Annotated in this window: 13 protein-coding genes; 5 read left to right on the top strand and 8 right to left on the bottom strand. The window is 53.2% G+C overall.

Annotated elements, in window-relative coordinates; translation table 11 throughout:
* Positions 1-578 precede the first annotated feature (578 nt).
* Positions 579-1729 (top strand): IS3 family transposase gene (locus JKP78_RS01515; protein ID WP_200625906.1). Its coding sequence is split into 2 segments (ribosomal slippage): positions 579-816 and positions 816-1729, totalling 1152 coding nucleotides; the frame shifts between segments, so codons are not numbered across the junction.
* Positions 1730-2043: 314 nt separating this feature from the next.
* Entirely contained in the window at positions 2044-2910 is an 867-nt protein-coding gene (locus JKP78_RS01510; protein ID WP_200625905.1) for a hypothetical protein, read from the top strand.
* A 413-nt stretch (positions 2911-3323) separates the two neighbouring features.
* Here JKP78_RS01510 and JKP78_RS01505 read toward each other — a convergent pair whose 3' ends face one another.
* Positions 3324-4472, bottom strand: coding sequence for a reverse transcriptase family protein (locus tag JKP78_RS01505; RefSeq protein ID WP_234454425.1), 1149 nt, complete (start codon positions 4470-4472; stop codon positions 3324-3326).
* 160 nt (positions 4473-4632) lie between these two features.
* Positions 4633-5883, bottom strand: coding sequence for a phosphoribosyltransferase-like protein (locus JKP78_RS01500; RefSeq protein ID WP_200625904.1), 1251 nt, complete (start codon positions 5881-5883; stop codon positions 4633-4635).
* Positions 5884-6274: 391 nt separating this feature from the next.
* On the opposite strand from JKP78_RS01500, the gene JKP78_RS01495 reads away from it, so the two are divergent.
* On the top strand, positions 6275-6640 hold the full coding sequence (locus JKP78_RS01495) for a histone-like nucleoid-structuring protein, MvaT/MvaU family (protein WP_200625903.1): 366 nt from the start codon (positions 6275-6277) through the stop codon (positions 6638-6640).
* Between the two features lie 1026 nt (positions 6641-7666).
* On the opposite strand, the gene JKP78_RS01490 is transcribed toward JKP78_RS01495, so the two are convergent.
* Complete coding sequence (locus tag JKP78_RS01490; RefSeq protein ID WP_200625902.1) at positions 7667-7849, bottom strand: hypothetical protein; 183 nt, start codon at positions 7847-7849, stop codon at positions 7667-7669.
* Positions 7850-8691: 842 nt separating this feature from the next.
* Here JKP78_RS01490 and JKP78_RS01485 point away from each other — a divergent pair.
* Both JKP78_RS01485 and JKP78_RS01480 read left to right on the top strand, forming a co-directional pair.
* A complete protein-coding gene (locus JKP78_RS01485) occupies positions 8692-9738 on the top strand; it encodes a hypothetical protein (protein ID WP_200625901.1) in 1047 nt (348 codons plus the stop codon).
* A 568-nt stretch (positions 9739-10306) separates the two neighbouring features.
* Positions 10307-10897, top strand: coding sequence for a hypothetical protein (locus JKP78_RS01480; RefSeq protein WP_200625900.1), 591 nt, complete (start codon positions 10307-10309; stop codon positions 10895-10897).
* A gap of 453 nt (positions 10898-11350) precedes the next feature.
* Here the strand turns inward: JKP78_RS01480 and JKP78_RS01475 are convergent, their stop codons facing one another.
* From JKP78_RS01475 to JKP78_RS01455, 5 genes are all read right to left on the bottom strand, one after another.
* A complete protein-coding gene (locus tag JKP78_RS01475; RefSeq protein WP_200625899.1) occupies positions 11351-15166 on the bottom strand; it encodes a YobI family P-loop NTPase in 3816 nt (1271 codons plus the stop codon).
* A 222-nt stretch (positions 15167-15388) separates the two neighbouring features.
* The gene (locus JKP78_RS01470; protein ID WP_200625898.1) at positions 15389-16117 is read right to left on the bottom strand and encodes a metallophosphoesterase family protein; all 729 of its coding nucleotides are present in this window, start codon (positions 16115-16117) and stop codon (positions 15389-15391) included.
* A 65-nt stretch (positions 16118-16182) separates the two neighbouring features.
* The gene (locus JKP78_RS01465) at positions 16183-16584 is read right to left on the bottom strand and encodes a DUF6957 family protein (protein WP_200625897.1); all 402 of its coding nucleotides are present in this window, start codon (positions 16582-16584) and stop codon (positions 16183-16185) included.
* A 128-nt stretch (positions 16585-16712) separates the two neighbouring features.
* Complete coding sequence (locus tag JKP78_RS01460; RefSeq protein WP_200625896.1) at positions 16713-17438, bottom strand: metallophosphoesterase family protein; 726 nt, start codon at positions 17436-17438, stop codon at positions 16713-16715.
* Positions 17439-17566: 128 nt separating this feature from the next.
* A complete protein-coding gene (locus JKP78_RS01455) occupies positions 17567-17812 on the bottom strand; it encodes a hypothetical protein (protein WP_200625895.1) in 246 nt (81 codons plus the stop codon).
* Positions 17813-18287 lie beyond the last annotated feature (475 nt).

Here is an 18287-nt window from a genome sequence, read left to right as displayed (position 1 = left end):
GCATCCTCCACGAGCGGACTGGGCGAGGTAGCCTCGTCTCGAAGTGAACGTTCAGCACACTACGGCACTCCATGTACCGCACCGTGTTTAGCGAACAGCACGGCGACGGAAGGATCCTGATCAACATCCATGGAGAGGAAAGCTGTGAGCGTCAGTTTGAGATGTCTCAAATGCGGTGGGCAAGACCTTGTGAAACCACAGAGGTTGAAGAAGAAGGCCATCCTCACGTGTCGAGAGTGTGGCGCCATCGCCAATTATGGCGATCTGATGGAGGCAGAAGGTCGGCGGCTCATCGCCGACATCCGGCAGCGCCTGCCTCTCTTGGTAGCCGGTTAGCCGCGCTCCGATTGTGAATAGCGGCCCAAGCTGTGTCGCAACCTTTATTCCACGACACGTTGCGCTTCACGATCTTTCGCTCACCCGATCAGCTAATACGAAAGTAAAGGTAGCGGCCAGAACTCGCCAGCATTTGAACAGAACACAGACCCTCTGTGTGATACACGAGTGTGCGAGATTGAATCGCCCCTGGTTTCGTAGACACCTCCAAGCCTCATAATGAGGCCCAAATAGGAGGTGCCATGAGTCGTCAGCGTTACCCTGAAGAATTCAAGATCGAAGCGGTCAAGCAAGTGACCGAAAAAGGCAAACCTGTCGCCGAGGTCGCCCAGCGCCTGGGCATGTCCGTGCACAGCCTTTACGCCTGGATCAAGGTCTACAGCAAGCCCCAAGAGCAGCGTCAGCAAGACAATGATCAGCAGGCTGAACTGCGCAAGCTGCGCGCTGAACTCAAGCGGGTGACAGAAGAGCGAGACATATTAAAGAAGGCCGCCGCGTACTTTGCCAAGGAGTGCGGCTGAAGTACGCCTTCATCAACAAGCACTCGACGGATTACCCAGTGCGTCGCCTTTGCCAAACCCTCAAGGTGCATCCCAGCGGCTACTACGCTTGGCTGGCCGAGCCTCAATCTGCCCGAGCCAAAGAAGATCAGCGCCTGCTTGGCTTGATCAAGCAGGCCTGGTTAGAAAGCGGCGGCGTGTATGGCTATCGCAAGATTCACGATGACCTGCGAGAGCTAGGAGAGATCTGTGGGCGAAATCGAGTCGGTCGCTTGATGCAGGCAGAGGGGCTGCGTTCGCAAACGGGCTATCGCCGTCGTACTGGGTTTTATGGCGGAAAACCAAAAGCGGCATCGCCCAACCATCTGGCCAGGCAGTTCAAGGTCAGTGAGCCGAATAAGGTCTGGGTGACCGATATCACCTACATCCGCACCTACGAAGGGTGGCTGTATCTGGCGGTAGTGCTGGATCTGTTCTCTCGCCAAGTCATTGGTTGGTCAATGAAGCCCAGGATGAGCAGCGACCTAGCCATCGACGCCATGCTGATGGCCGTGTGGCGACGCAAGCCACAGCAGCGAGTGATGATTCACTCAGACCAAGGCAGTCAGTTCAGTAGCTCAGATTGGCAAAGCTTCCTGAAAGCCAACAATGTGATCAGTAGCATGAGCCGAAGGGGAAACTGTCACGACAATGCCGTAGCCGAGAGCTTTTTCCAGCTTTTGAAGCGGGAGCGAATCCGACGAAAGATCTACGCAACGCGTGACGAAGCCCGAAGTGATATTTTCGATTACATCGAGATGTTCTATAACCCCAAGCGTCGACACAGCAGTGCTATGCAGCTGTCGCCGGTAGAGTATGAGAAACGCTATTTTCTGAGCTTGGAGAGTGTCTAGGGAACCAGGGGCGATTCATGCCCATTCCACGCGAGTGCATCGCTCGCCCATCTAGCTGCCGCATGTCAATCAGAATACCATTTTACAAAAATGCTGAGAGACATGAAAATATCCCTCTCATCAGGCAAATCATTGCCAGGCCCTTACGTGACAGTGATAGAGAGATTTCTCAAAAAGCTTTTCAGCATCTAACGCCTAGCTCCTCTCTTAGCCCAATTGTTTGATAGCTCCTCCTCAAAACTGTAAAGTCCTAGTACGATAAATCGAACTGCACGCTATCAATGGCGGCATTCAATCACAGCCAAGGACTGAGCATGAACGACCTACTCAAGCTGATTTCAAAGCATAGCGCCCTCCCTATTAGCACCATCAGTACGCTCAGGCCGTACACTGTAGAGCGTCCTATCAATCTTCATCCAGATACGGATCTGATCAAACATGACAAGCATGTCGACAAGGAGTATGTGGTTGAAGACAAGCTTGACCTCCATGAAGAATACCCATTTTTACTCAAAGCAGACTTAGAGGAATATGGATATCGTGATGACGAGAACTTCATCACAGACTTTAACGACGGTCGCGGCATCAGCTACTCGTTAAAAAGCCTTGATCAGCGCCGGGCAAAAATCTATCTGCGAGGTGTCCTCACCGGCAGCTATGCAGAAATGGACATGGACGCCGAATGCCTCGTAAAAATTGAAGCGATTGAGAAAGAGGATTACGACGCGCTTGCTCTTCATGAGGCACTTGCTATCGAGGGTTACCTCTTGCATCAAGAGGGAAATTACAAACTGGCTTTCTTCATGTATTTTTCTGCCGTCGAGGCGATAGTCCGGTCAATCATCGACAAAGTAAAACAGGGCTGCACTGAGGAAGAAGCCAACAAGCTTGAGCGTTCCACGCTGCCTGAGAAAGTAAAAGTCGCTGGCAAGCACGCCTTCAACACTGACAAGCTCATATCGTTGCCCGTGTGGAACGATCTCACGCGCCTGACTAAACAATGCACAGCAGACAGAAACATAATTGCCCACGGCCTTGAAGGAGGTAGCTTCTCAAGCGAGGACGCAGAAATGGCTGCAGCTTGCTACATCGTCGTTCAGCAGGTACTTCTCAATGGTGTTTCAACGATGCCGGACATTGTGAATATCTATAAGCCGAAAAAGGCAAAGCGCGAAAACTGAATTTGCGCGACTATGGGGAGCATCTCACTCCCCATCATCTATTTTAATCAGACCCCGCAAGGCCGTGTCCAAAGCGACACCTCCCAATCAGGTGGGCAGTAGCTACGCTCATCCCGCGGCTAGCAGAAATCCCTTGCTGCAGGCGGGCGAAGGCAATATTTTGAAAAGACCTCGAAGAGCGCAGTTGACCGCGGCCCTGCGGCGCATTGCGGTAGTAAAATGGGGACTTACTACAAGAACCCCGAGAAGCGCCGGCGGGATCTAGGCCAGCCAGGAGCCTCTGGGCTGAAGCCTAAGCAGCGCAGCTACATGCCTGGGCAAGAACTCTCTTACCCTATCCGGAAGCTAATCGCTGCGGGGCAATCGATTGGCTCGATACGCCGCAGGTTACCCAGGTGAGGGATGCACACTTTCTAACTATCCCAATCGATTTTCATAAAGAGGTCTCGCATACGTGACGTCCAAATAGGCTCGATTGCTTGAGCATAAGCAAGCTTGCCAAAGATGAAGTTTTTCAGTCCCCACGAGCTATCGAACTTACGAGCCTTGCGATGGTTAGACACGCCAACATCCGGTCTTAGCATAAAATGGATATGAGTGCGCACCTCAGCTTTGAACTCTTTTGTCAGCTTAGGCACATGCCCATCCACCAATAGGCCTAAGACAACCTTTCTCGCGCCAGGCGGGATAATTTTAGTTTTACTTTTATTTGGCCACAGCCCATGTGCTCGCATGATTTCATAAATTTCGCGAACAATATTTTCAGCGCCATCTCGGTTAAACGTACCGAAGGAGGAAAACGTAAGATCATCCGCATATCGCGTATAGGCGAGATCTTTGCTATTTGCAAACTCAGCAAGCGAATGATCAAGCGTGCGGGCTACAAGATTCGACAACAAAGGACTGGTTGCTGCTCCTTGCGGAAGGTGACCAATCGCAACATTCTTGTACGGTAGGTTGCCCATCCCGTCCTTGAAACGATCAGTTTTAACCGGATTGCCCGTAGGACGCACTCGTGTACAAATGCGAGCCAGTTCAAAGGCTACAAGCGCTTGATAGCCCATCTCTCGGAATACGCAATAAACGTCAGGTTCCAAGATCGACTCAAAGAAATTCGTAGCATCCAGCTTGATCATCCACTTGCATCCAGCGTGCATGGCTGCAGCATCGCGCGGGGATGTTTTTTCCTTGTAGGCGTAACTGGCCGGATGCGAGTGAACGTGCATCAGAATATTTTTATGGATCCACCGCTGCACTTTCAGCAACGAAGGATGAGGAGCACAAATATACCTGAATCGGTTTGCGCCGAAGCTAACAACATTTTTCTTCAGCTTGAAAACCTTGTAAGGCTCAACTCGCTCACTCCTGGCGGCCACGCCTCTCAGAAATCCGTAGGACACGCCTGTTTCATGGGCCAAGTGCCTCAATGTCAAGATAGGGGGCAGTAATGGAAAGTTTGCATGTAGCAGTTGCGCGGTACGCAGTGCATTGTCCAAAACGCCCTTATCGACGTTTTGGTTTAATCCGGCGCTTTTATAGCGCTGAGGGCTCCAGCGATTCATCTACCTTAGATTCCGCCCAGGCGGATGAGCGCCTCGAGACCGCAAGGCATACACCAGCGTAAGAGCGAGGCGCTCAACCTCCTGTTCAGCGGGGGTTCTTCCTATGGATAGCATAACCTGCTTCCTACAGCCTCTAGAGTCTAGAGGATTCTAGATTTCGCTAAGTTGGAGCCCTCAGCTGGGACGGATAGTACTCGACCAGCGGAGCTGCTGTCACCACCTTTGAAGCTGGCGCTGCGCAGAGGCTTGAAACCAGCTTGCGCCCACTATCCGTCATGCGATTTTTTGATGTAATCCAGTCGAAGTCCCGAGCATCCTTCACTGCTTCGGAAATGGAAGCTACTGACATGTTAGTCAAAGCGATTATCTGAGTCATCTCGCGCCGCCCTTTATAGATGGCAGCGGCTATTAATAAAGCCTTCCTTAGGCGCCAGTTTATATCCTTATAGAGCTTCAGCTTCGTAATTACTTCAAGATCCAGCACCCCAAAAGCCTCCTGCATTAACTCTTCAATCGCTATATTTCCTCGCCATAACACTTCGGTTCGTCTCTCAGGAAATAAAGGCCTCCACGGCGAAGTCCTGCTTTTGTTTTCACGCGCAAATACAGCGGGCATATTATTGGGTGCCGAATGCTCAAACGCAATTAGTGCTCCTACTTCGCCGTATCCCAATGGCGCCTTGTCAAAGCTACCGTAACGAGAGCATAGATCGAGAACTGCAGCCGATTCTTCGCGGGAGAATGAATTGAAAATAGTTGGGCATTCATACTGTAAAATAACTCCAGGCCTTGAAGGGTGGCGTCTTACTCTGGCAAGCCCTTTATCAGTACCGGAGACACAGACAACAACCATCTTCACGAGTTTGGAGGATACCCAACTCCTGATCGACCTGACTCGCCAGAACGAACTCAACATTCGGTTTATGCGCTCACCACTCCCAATGAAGTCCGTAACCACAACAATTCGCCTGGCTTTGAACTTGCGTATTTCATCCGCCGACGGCTGAAACATTAGCTCCGTTTTGTGTGCTTTACAAAGTGAAGACATATGCTGTGCGATGATGCCTTCACTGCCTACTTCCTGGCGATTGTACCGTAAGGATTGTACTACCTGCTGGGCGGCCCCTTCAGCCCTGACCCTATACTCACGAAAGCCCGGCCTCCTCACCTTGACTTCCTTATACATCGCGGGAGGATGACGGCCCTTTGTTTTGGGAAGCTCCCTTTCAACAAAAATAGCTGAAATTCCGCCCGCCATCATGCACTCATGGATCTGCCTATCCAGAACAAACTTTAGACTATCATGATCAATATAAACCAAGTTAGAGAGCATATTCTTGGCAGTAGCCTGATCATCACGGCTTTTGTTAAACTGTTCCAACCAGATTTGCTTATCAAGCATTCCCTTCATCGATGGATTACCTCACTGGAAAACTGGTCGCCAAATCGGCATAAGCAAGGCAGCCCTCACCTCGTGATGCCAGTGAGCTTCCACAGCGACTTGGCCTCTCTCTGCGAGCACGAATCCTAGCATCAAAAAGTTGTCAGGCAAGCATGCCACCACCCGGGCAACATCAAAGCTGAGCGCGCCGCTAGCACCGGCACCCCGCTGACAGGGCTCGAATCCAACCTATACACATCTACATAGTCGTTATAGATAGAGCATCCTAGCCAAGCGCGGCTGACCAGCGCTACAGCCATGCTCCAGTGCATCAGAATGCGCTCAAACTTTCTCAAATGTTATTTTACATTTTTAGATCACTTTCTCTAAAATAGTCCCATTCCGTCAGTGAGGTGTCACAATGTCCCGCTTAGCCCAATACCGCGCTCTCGAGCAGCAACTTGCAGCACAGCTCGCTGAACTCGAGTCGCTGAAGAATGATGAGAGCTTGAAAAAAGAAATTGAATTTGAAACCAAACTGCGCAGCCTCCTTGGTGAGTTTGGTTACAGCCTTCGCAACGTGATCGATATTCTTGACCCGCAATCGGTGAGCCGCCGCCCCCCTGCCGCTGCAGAATCCAAGGGCCATCGCAAACCACGCCAGGTGAAAACCTATCGCAATCCCCATAACGGCGAGATTGTTGAGACCAAAGGCGGCAACCACCGCACCCTCAAGGAATGGAAAGCCAAGTGGGGTAGCGACGAAGTGGAGAGCTGGGTAGCCTGACCGTCCTGCTGTTGCACCTAAAAGGCCCTGCGGGGCCTTTTTTCATGGTCGGATTTCCTCCACGCGAAGCCGCAATCAGCCTGACCCACTAGGCGCACGCGTCTCAATTTCACAGAGCACTCCGACCCAATGACACCCAATAAATGCATGAATTTATGTGACGCACGTCATATTTACCACCCAAACTGGAGGGGCCACTCTGTCATTTTAAAAAAAGAAACGGAGTTATATATTTGAGACCAATGAAAAAGCAGCGATCCCCCTACCCCCTCCATTTTCACCGTGACACGCTGTTCTCAGCCGCTTTCGCTTCTGTGCATTTGCTTTTTGGATTTTGCCTAGCTGCGAGGCTTCATGAACAACTCACCTAAGCTGAGCCCCTCGGGCTCAGGGGGGAGACCGCCAATTCGGCAGCTTCAGCTGCCGCTGCTTTTCCCTTTGGGTTCAAAGATTATTCGCTCGCTACTATATTGAGATCGGCGCCGCTCTTGAGTTGATGGTCACGGATAGCTCCGTCTAGAGCAAACGTGTTGGATCACGCCAGGTCAGAATAGGCGCTCCAAGGCGCATCAATCGTCGCTGAGTTTAGGGTCAGAGGTTGAGGTCAACCGCGAGCTGCTGCTCATCCATTGACTCGCTACCTTGGCTCGCACTTACCAAGCTCTGCAGCAGCCGTTCAGCTAGGTAGTCAGACAGACCGGAGCGCAGCTCAACGTAACAGCCTCTCTCCACTGCTCGCACATTCAGTCGTCGTTTTTGCAATGCCGAGCAGAGCGCGCTAAAGCTCGCCGGTGAAATGTGCGATGCGTGCAGCCGCATGGGCTGGTCTAGTCCCGGAGCTCTGACATAAGCGTCCAGCAGGTGCTCAAGCTCGTTAGTCAATCGCCCATCGAGTACCCGAGCAGCCTGATGCCAGACACGGCATGTCTCATCGTGAGTCAAAAGCCATCCACCTAACGTTTCGATGTACCGCGCCACGCACGCCTGCTGATCCCGATTTAAACGCCAGTGTGCATCAATAATGGCCTAAAGACATCCAGCTTCAGGTTCGCCACCTGTAGCACCTTGCTCCAGCGCATCCACCAAGGTATCCAGAGCATCGCGCAAGCGGCGGTCTTCTCGGGCGTCACCCGAGGCCGGCTGAAATTCTTGCGCATGCCGAAGCAACGCTTCCAAATCGTTGAAATTGAGATCCAGCTCGACCAGCACGTTCTGGCCTCCAGGGTTGTGGGTGCAACACAGTATACGGAGGCGCTACCCTGCTGGGTGCGTGACGAAGACGGATAAGCTGGCGAGACGAATCATGAACGCAGAAGCGAACCCCATCGCACAGATCCATGCTCACGCGGAGCGCGTGTTTGATTCCTAAGCTAAATCAGAAGCCTGGCTTGATAAGCCCTTGAAAGCGCTAGGAGGCATTCGCCGCGCCAGCACGCGGAGAGTAAAGGCGTCTCCGTCCAGGTGCATGTAATGCTGGATCGCATGGATCATGGTTTGGGCGCCTGATTGGTACCGCGCACGTGTCGGTTAAAGGCATGCTTACTACTGAAGGGTCGGAGATGGTAAGCCCATCGCGCGCAGCTGGTAATCGGATACTGCCTGAAACAAGCTCTCGGCTTCCGCCCGAAGCCGCGCTACTTCGACATCCGGTAGGCCTGCAGCTTCAGCTTCGTGCAGACGCCGCATAGCTGCGATGGCCAGCTCTGAGAGTGGCAAGCTGTCCTCGTAGATCTTTAAATAATCCCTCTTCATGCGTGTCTCTCCAGATCTGCCAATGAAGTGGGTTGTCGATGGAAGCTTCGAAGCAGCATAGTGCATACAGACCCGCAAAGCGGCCATGATCTACCGCGATCACATAGGGAGAAAGCTGGATGGTAGCCGTGCCAAGCATTGAAGCATCTACTTGCATGTACTGTGGAAGCAGCGGCCCTTTCTCGGATGAGCACATGATTTGCGCCGGCCTTGGCGGAGACGATAAGCGGTTTCTCTTGAGGGATACGGTATGTGCTAACTGCAACACGAAGGTGTTCGCCCCTCTAGAGCGCGAGTTCATGCGCAGTTCTCCGGTCGCTATCGCGCGATCATTTATGCAGCCAAGCGGTCGCAAGCGCGGCAAAGAAACCTGTCCTCCAAAGGTCGAAGCGCAGCTCAAGCAAATCATCAACAAGTATGGCCATCCGAACGAAATTGACTTTGGTCAGCACGGCAAACCTATCGTCCTTCCGCAACTGACCATGATCGATGACAAAGAGTTTGCCAGCACGGCAGAATGCATCGAAGACCTGACAGCGTTCGTGTCCCGACTGACTGAGCTACTGGCCTCCTCCCCTTTGCTCTGTATTCGTAAACTGCCAGATGCTGGGGAGTACCCTTTCGAGGTGTACACCCTATGCCATTGCGATGGCCAATACACACGATCTCCAACAAGCCAGCGCTTGGCCAAGCCGCCGAGCAACGCACTCTGGATTGAGGAAGCCTCAACCCAGCCCAGTCGTGAAACCCCTGCACTGGCAACCATTTTCCGGACATCGCGAGGCCAGGTGGTGGTGAAACTGGGAGGCGTGACGATAGAGCAAGCGGTTGCATTCTATCGTCTTGCCTGCCAACAAATCCGGTTGGAAAACTGCATCGAAGGCACTGTAGTCAATCCATTAGTCAACGTCCGTATGACTATGCGCCTAGGTGTGATGGAGCGAGTGATCGCAAAAATCGGACTCAACATTGCCGCCTTCTACCTCGGCGGTGCCTACATACGGCACACAGCCTTCGATCCCGTGAAATCAGCAATTCTCGAAGGCCATCCGGCGATTCAGATGGTTCCGGTGACCCAGGCGGGCATGACCGCCATTTTTAACCACGTACCAGCAGACCAGCATGTATTTGCGCTGAGTGCGGTCTTCACGCCGGAGGGGAGGCACGTGCTGGTGATGATGTCCCGGATTTACGGGGTGAGCACCTTCATCAACCTGGCTGTCGATGTCCCGGAGGCGCCGGAGTTGTTGCCGTTCTTCGCGACAGTCGAGTACACCGAACACCGCATCAGGATGTGGTCGCTGGCTGAGTTCGCTAGATTCATGACTGTCAACTCGTCGTCTTGACCACACAGTGCTCAGTAACTGCCGACGCGCCATCCTTCGTTTCGAAAGCGCAAGCAATGTCCGCAGTCTTGGCCAAGCCGCGACAGTGAGTCTTACATAGCCGAACGGCGTTTGATCAAGTGAAGGATACCAGAGCACCCCAGGGTCTGCCTGCAATCAAGCCCCCCTGAGCATTAGATAACTGTGCAACGCCCCATCACGCCCCCACAGCCCCTATCCCCGAAGCTGGCGAAATGATACCTTCCAAAATCACTCCCTTACTCACATCGCAAAGACAGTGCTTTTGACATCCCGCCTTGCCTTACTGCTAAGCGTCGCGCTCTCCCTAGCCGTCCAAAGCGTCCTAGCCTCGGACACTGTCGAGTGTCCAACTCACCGTTCTGTATCTCCTCGAACAGCAACAGCATCGCCATCGATTACTCCCGGGTCAGTTGATTTCGATAAACCGGTCGAGCAACACGTTTCCACTGCTTTGGTTTTTTGCACGCCACAACCAGAAACGGCCAAGAAAACCGATTCACCTGTAAAGGGAAGTAACCAGGAGCAATCGAGTGGGTACACAGCTATCGTGAGCGCGGTTGCTACCCTGCTGGATTCACTGGCCAAAATTCTCGCAAGCATTGCATGGCCAATCGCGGCGGTAGTAGTCGCTTACTACTTCAAGCAAGAGATCGCCTTGCTGTTAGGGCGCCTAAAACGATTCAAGGCGGGCAACTCCGAGGCAGAATTTGGAGATTTGCTCCGAGAAGCAGAAGCCACCGCCGATCCAGCCATCCAGCCAGACACCCCTGAAGAACCGGTCAAGCCAGCTGATGCTGAAGAGGCTGTAATCCATCCACGCGGTAGTGTAATCAGCGCCTGGATCAAGGTAGAGAACGCCCTGTTCAGGCTGTACAAGGCTTACACCACTACGACATCGGCGCACAGGGGCGCGAGGAAAAACATGAGGCCTAGCGATGTCATGATGTTCAGAGAGTTAGTGAATTTTGGTGCGTTGCCACTATCTCTCGAGCAGACCTTTATGACGTTGCGTTTGATGCGAGCCAAAGCAGCTCATGAAGAGGAGTTCGAGGCGTCTCCTGAAGATGTCGTTGGCTTTATCAACCTCGCAAAACAGCTTGTGTCCACCTTCGAAGATGCTGCCAAAGGAAGGGGCTGACCCTGAGGAAGGGTCGGTTCTGATTGCGGCCCTATCTTGGGCCGCAAGGTACTTGATACGTATTTCGGCCTAAAGCCTCATTTGAGCGGTGTAAGGCTCGATGTGAGTGCTGTTGCAATTGGTTCTCGCACCCCAGCAGCAAGGATAGGCGCGGGCACGCTCTTGGTCGTCGGAGCGGAAAATAATCACACGGCTACCACGATGTTCACCTTTCGTGGTGATGCGTGCTTGAACCGTAAAAGGCGTGGCGTTCCCGCCAGTATGGTATTGCCGATCAGGCTCCTGGGTGGCCAGGTCAAAGGCCTGATCAAACGTCAGATCATTTATGACTGCTCCGCTGTGTGGGCCAATGTTTTCCTTTATCACCATGCCAATGTTGTCCTTGGTGTAGATGTGAGTAGATGCCAGAGTTGAGAGCCTATCCTACCTAAGGCGGGGCGTCGCCCCTCCCCCTTAATAGGTGCTTTTCTTCCGGCAGACAAAAATCAACGTATCGAGAGTTCTGGTGCGGACGAAGCCACGGCGCTTCAGAGCATCAATCAATTTCACGTTCTCACCCGACGCGGGCAGATTTATCACGCGCCGTTGTCCAGCAAGGGCCGCAAACTCAGCCCCTAGATGTGGCAAGCCAACTGCGATGGTCAACCAATCACAGCCCATGACCAGCGTGTGGATCATCACGTCGATACGGTTTTGCTGACTGAGGAACTGATTTCCGGCCATCAGTATCAAGACAGGCAGATAGCTGTCAGGGAACCGCGTTCCTTCCTCGCTCGCTCGCGAACATGCATTTGCGAGTTCGACAGCTGCCTCGGAATTATTCGCAAAAACATCGGCAGAAACCACTGACCATAGCTGCATAACCTCTTCTATGGACGGAACTCCAGACTTGCTAAGGCCGATGGTTAAATCGATCGGAATGTCAGCAAAGTCCAGCATGTGCCTCGCCGCTGCCCAGCGTTTCAGAAGGTAAGCTAGCTCGAGATGAGGTGCATGACTCCTGAAGATGTCCAGACCGATTCGGCTGTAGGGCACACATTCAGCCTCAGAGATGAACGCCCACCTCGAAGCGGGTATCGATGAATCAAAGATGGAGAGATCAATCTTTATGGAGGCGAACAGGCTGGACAATGTTTCAGCCTTCACCCGCTCGTTGCACAGAAGGTATCGCTGCAGATTGATCTGCTGGTCTGACTGATTCCATAGGTCATGAGCAAGTTCTTCGGCGTTCCGCTGGATGTAGTCTAGGAATACCGCCTCTGCATTGAGGTCTTGGTCTTCGGCTGATGCCCCCTCACCTCCATTCAAGATCTCACTGAATACTGTCCAAACTGCACGGGGCATACCTTGGAGATCGATACGATCATCCGCCATAGCCAGAAGCCAAACCTCCCGCAGAGGTTCTTCGAGGCCCCGCAATGAACACTGGGTACGGCTGAACAGTGCACGCATCTTGTATGGCTGTGTACTGAGCAGCTCTAACAGAGCCCGTAATGTATCGGACGACTCATCCAGCATCCCTTCCTGCTGCATGAGCTGCTCGACGATAGCAACGATGTCCTCGTCGAGTTGCTCTTTGAGATTCGGAACATCCAGCTGAACTAGCCTTTCGTAACTAACAGCTTCGTCCTCAACATTCCCATCAGCAACCTGGCAAAGGAGTCGTAGCATGCGAAGATCTAGCTTCAAGCAGCGCCACGTGACCAGCGCTTTGAGGTCATCCGGGCTGATCTCCTTGCTAATATTCGAAAACTGGACGGGTTTGCTTCGTAACCATTGCCAACCACTCTCACTCGCGCTCATGCGCGGGATCCAGGCTGATATGTCCTCGAGCTCTTCAACCCAAGTTGAGAGTATGCCGTCCTCGTCCAGCTTGGCCACCTCGTCAGCTGTCAGGGTATCTAGGACATGATAGAGCCAGCGGGCCCTTGCCCCGTCCGTAGTAAACCGCTGTCCGCTCAGCACTTTAAGAATCAGCTGGCCATCTGCAGTATGCAACGCTCGCACAAGCTCGTTACCCTTCTCAGCGTCGACAAAAATCTCAACCGCTTCTCCCAGTCGCTCGGGCTCCTCATGGCCCCCTTTGAGTATCACCGCGAGCTTCTCTGCTCGTTCTTCCCGTTCCTCTCGCTCCAGAGGTCTTGGCTTGAGCAGCTCGTTGATCAGGTTGACCAATATCCCACGCCCTTGGCTCAAAGACTCATGGTCGAGCGCTCTGACGACGCGTTCAGGCTTTTCAACCTCGGTGCGGATCTCAAGCAACTCATCACGACCGAGCGCGAGCATGAAGTTTTTATCAGCCTGGGTCAGCGAGCCTTCGTAAAAATACCCGAGGTAGTCTGCGTAATCGGTCTCCAGGTAGCCCTTGAGCACGAGGAAAATCACCATCTTGAAGTCAGTTAGCTTTTCCCTAACTACACCGCTATAAGCCTTTTTGACAGCAATCCTGAAAGGTACCGCTTTGAGGTGACGAATCTCACGCTCCAGCTTGGCAATCTGAGCATCAAGCTCGGTCAACGAATCATCCAGCACCTTAGCGCGTGCTTTGTAATTCATCTCAGCAAGAATCACACCGGGTTGCTGTGTGCTCCCTTGGATGGAGGGATTCTGTTGCAGCAATGGCACAGCGTTTCTGGCCGCTTCAAATCGCGAAAAGCCGTCGTCTTCGATGATTTCGTTCAGCGTTATGTAGGAGGAACCATCTAGCAGCAGGGTGTTCGCACTCCACGCTCCTCCACGTCTTATTACCTCATACCAGACGCGGGTACGCAGCTCTAACACATCGTTCGCATAATCGTGCTGGCGGGCTACGCGGCGAACCGTCAGAGCATCAACCTCTACGGTCTTTGACTTGAACTGCTCAGCCACCCATGCGGGGTACCCTTCGAAAATTGAATAGAGTTTACCCCGTCGCTTCACCAGGCCTGCAAAGGCGCCGGGATACAGATTCCGAATCGCAACCATAGCAAAGAGCTTGTTCAGATCGAGCTTCACTTCACCTGAGACAAGCAGGCTCTCATAGATCGTGTACTCGTTGACGAGGTTCTTGATCAGCCGCATGTCATCAATGTAGTAGCCGACATTGTCAATGAGCCGCTCATGTAGCCGATGGGGCAGCCGATCGCTTGAAATCCTATCTTTGCCAAGCAACTTGGAAAGGAGCTCGTTGGAGTTATCCCCATGTACAACTGGGATGATCGGAATGATGAGGTCGAAAAACTTGGTCTTGTCACCCACGGCAAACATTTCATCCCGAATTGCGTACACAAAGCGGACAGGCCGCTTCACCTGAGGAGAGTTGCGGATGATGAAATTGATTTCCCTCAGCCGGAAAAAGATTTCCTGGACATCGAACCTATCCAGATCCTCGATCACCACCACATCGACGTCGCTGCGCTCAAAGCAGTAGACGATCTCATCCACATTTTTGTGAAGCACCGAGCCATGCTGGGTAGCCTCAAGCTTGCCCCCCTTGAGCGTTAACCCATCGATGCTGAATAACGACAGGAGCTTCAGAGCGGTGTGAAGCAACCAGACACATCCAGCAGCCAGGACGACCATGGCCAAAGGCTCGGGGATCAACAAGAGCTTCTCAAGTAGCCAGCTCGAAGCGACGCTCGAGTTATTGGCTATCGTAGGGCTGTAAAATCTCAACGCGCAGACGGCGATTGCTGCCATTGCGCCGGTGCGTCGACACAAATGAAAATTTGAGATCTGCGTAATGCGCTTCAGACGTGTTTTGGGAACCTTACTCGCCGGCACGGCGTACAGCAGTTGCTGAACAATCGTCTCTTCGATGCGATTGATGAGGCTATCCTTGTCCGCCTTCTCACCCTTGCCTTCCTTATCCTTGTCAGCCTTAGGCTCAAATGCTGCTGCACCTGTAGGTACTTCGGGCGGTGCATCGGACTTTTCTATAGGGCCGGGCGCTTCGACTGGATCGGTCTTGGTAAAAGTCGCCAAGGAAACATAGGTGTGCTTGTAGCAAGGGTAATTCTCGAAGAACGTCTTCAAGACACTGCTCTTGCCGGCGCCGTAACTGCCAGTGACTGCGATGTTTAGGATGTCTGGGTTCTCAAGCGCGCGCCTTAGCTCTCGCTCATACCTGCCCGAAATCTTTTCGTTCAAGCGGACGGGTGTCAACGGCTCGAAAAAAGTCTCATCGCTCTTGGGCAGCGGAGGTCTATGGTATGCCTTGATCGCTTGACAGATTCCCGCGTCCAATGCAGTCCACAAACGCTCCAATTGACGTTTCCAATGCTCAAGCATCTACCTTGATCCCAATCCCGGCCGTCCGTGTCACGCTGCGGGCGGACTACCTAGCCACCAATCTATATGCGCCCCTCTGAAAGATACGCACGTTTCGATAGCGGCTATATGCCACATCTGAGTCTTGCTAGCTAGGACGAAACACCGACGGAGGCGCCCTGGCGCTTTCATACTCGCGTGGTTATGCCACTACGCAGGACACTTTAACCAGGCAACTCATAGTCAGATCTCTATCAAGAAATCAGGAGCGAATCCTGTTCGCTCACCAGGATACCCCTTGGGATTCGAGACGAGTCGGCAGCCTGAGATCTCTGTATCAACAGCATTGTGCGTATGACCAAAGAACCACGCATCCGCCAGCTCAAGCATATCGTGCCATTGGTTGGAGTAAGCCGCGGCTAGGTGCCCTACATGGCCATCCCCGGCGACCTCAGTTATCGGGCAGTGGTGTGTAACAACTACCGTCTTGCCGTCAAACGGCTTAGCGAGTTCGGAAACGAGGAACTCGCGGGAAGCGATGTTCCGGGCAATGAGGTCGGCGGGTCTCAGTTTGCGATAGCCGTCTCCGATTCGGATTCGCTTGAAGTCGTTCATCCATTGCGCACATTCCCTCATCGCTGCTCTGTAGTCCCCAGTCGAGGTGAAGTCTGTCCACCCAGTAGCCACCAGAAACCGAGTGTCCCCAACGACGAGGCTTTGGTTGTCCAGGATGTGGACATGCGTCGCAGCTGCGTCTCGCATCTTGGAAAGCGTTCGATCAATGTGCCCCTTGTAAAACTCGTGGTTGCCGCAGACGTAAATCACCTGGCACTTAAACGTCTCATTTGCCCACGTCACCCCGCGACAACGCACCGATATGTCGCCAGCTAACACGACCAGATCAGCCTCTACCAGAGGTGGCTCAAAGCCAACAAACTCCAAGTGCAAGTCTGAGTAGATCAGAATCCTCATCAGGTACCCGTGCTCCGTGTATCGTAGGGTGAGTCGCTTCTTCCAGTCACGTCTCGGGTAAAACGCTACCCAACGTTATCCAGGGTCAGCACTGCCGTTAGACTCGTGTGCTTGCGAAATCCAGGCCCTGCGAGGTAGTAAAGCGTGTCCTTGCTCGCGAACACCGATTCGACGAATGAATACTGGAAGCTCGATCTGAGCCCTCCAGGTCGTGAGCCCTGGTTGCGACTGTCGAAAACAATTTCCCGCCCCAACATCACGGTCGGTTGAAGCCCATGAGCTTCCAATGACTTTTCGTCGCTGGCCGATACCATTACATCGAGGATGATCCAATTGCGGATCACACAAAAAGGTCGATCCCCCGAGCGCCGCTTCGCCAAGCCAATCAATTCATCGTCCGGCAATGGCAGCCCCTCCACATGCTCTGCGCCGTCGAGTAGAAAATACGCCAACTGTGCTGCTTCCACTGTCCCACCTTTCCTGTCATCTGATCCGACGCCTTTAGACGTCGCTATCATCTGCGGCGCACAAGGAGTGCACCACCACATACCAAATTCTCACGCAAGCTTCTCAATGCTTCATCGACGCTCATCCATCAGATCTCAACCTCGAACCCAGGGTGGAACTTCAGCCCCTCACCGGGATAGCCCCTCGGATTCGACACCACACGGCAGCCATACTTCACGAGGTCGACCGGGTGATGTGTGTGACCAAAGACCCAAAGATCTGCCTGCGCAACGAGATCCGGCCAATGATTGGCGTAGGCTGCCATCAGGTGCTCACGCGGCCCACCAACTAAACCGATCAGCGGGGCATGGTGTGTTACCACTACCGTACGCCCAGGAAACGGAGTGCTTAGCTGCTGGGCAAGCCAGGCGCGCGATGCTGCATTGCGCGCGACCAGATCTGCAGGCGTTAAGCGGCGGTCGCTGGTATCGACGCGAATGGCCATAAAGTCATTCATTCGCTCATGGGCCGTTCGCATCCCAAGATCCCTTGAGCCCGTTGATGAAAAGTCAGTCCACGTTGTCGCGCCCAGGAACCGGGTTTGTTTCCAAATCCAGCATTCGTTCTCCAAGACGTGCACGTGTGGTGCTGCGACCGCCTTCATTTTTTCGAGCGTTTTATCCAGGTGACCACCATAGAATTCGTGATTTCCACAGGTGTAAATGACCGGGCAACTGAACGTCTCGTTGGCCCACTTTACACCCCGTGCTTTGGTGCCTATGTCACCGGCCAGGATGACCAGCTCAGCGTCCGTGGCCGGCGGTGTGAACGCCTCGAATTCGGTGTGTAAATCGGAATAGACCAAAATTTTCATACAGCTACCCGCAGGGCTGACTCCAGCCCCGTGTCTTCGATTAAGCGATATATTGAGATTGCCCCTGGCTTGCGTTTGGGCGGGCCAACCTGCCCTCGCGGACGCGCAGCAAATCGCAACAGTTCCACTCATTTGACTATACGACATTGAATGGAACTGCGCAAACCGGGCATACAGTCGGATTTTAGGGATACCCCCGAATGCTCAGGCAAGCGATCGCCGCAGCGTTGACCCACGTTCGCCAGCAACAGCAAGTACTTCTGACTGATCTTGAGGAAGGCGTAACCGCAGGCCACCTCAGTCGCGTCGAGCGCAGTGAGCGTGGTGTCACTGTTGAAAAGCTTGACGAGATCGCGCGGCAGCTTGGTGTGCATCCCCTCACCCTCCTCGCGCTGGCCTATGGAGCAGATGAGGTTGTCCGGCCCACAGATCTCCTGAAGCAGGTGTCAAAAGAGGTGGCTACCCTGGGTGGGTCAATAGCCCCGCTCGCGATCAAACCTGAGTCCAGGACACACTCCCGGGTGGCAGCGGCCAATGAGCGTCGGGAAGAGGTGCAGCGCCTGAAGGGTCAAGGGTTGACCAGGGCCGAGGTGGCTCGGGAGCTCGGGGTTTCTAAGCAGACGGTGGGGAGGCATTGGTAATGGGTATTTACGACCTCTGAATCTCATAACTATTTCGGAGCTTGATTGATTGGCGATTTGTATTACGAGCTGTTCATATTTTCTGAACACCTAACCTCACCATCAAGCTCCTCTGCCACATAAGCTTCTACGCTTTGATTGATGGAGCGCAGATGATCAGGATTGCAAAATCCAACTTGTACCTCTGAAAAAAATCAGCACACCTCTA

Source organism: Pseudomonas sp. LAM2023, from assembly GCF_016620375.1.
Lineage (GTDB): Bacteria > Pseudomonadota > Gammaproteobacteria > Pseudomonadales > Pseudomonadaceae > Aquipseudomonas > Aquipseudomonas anuradhapurensis.
Note: the sequence above shows the minus strand (reverse complement) of the source record. Positions and strands in the feature narration are given on the sequence as shown.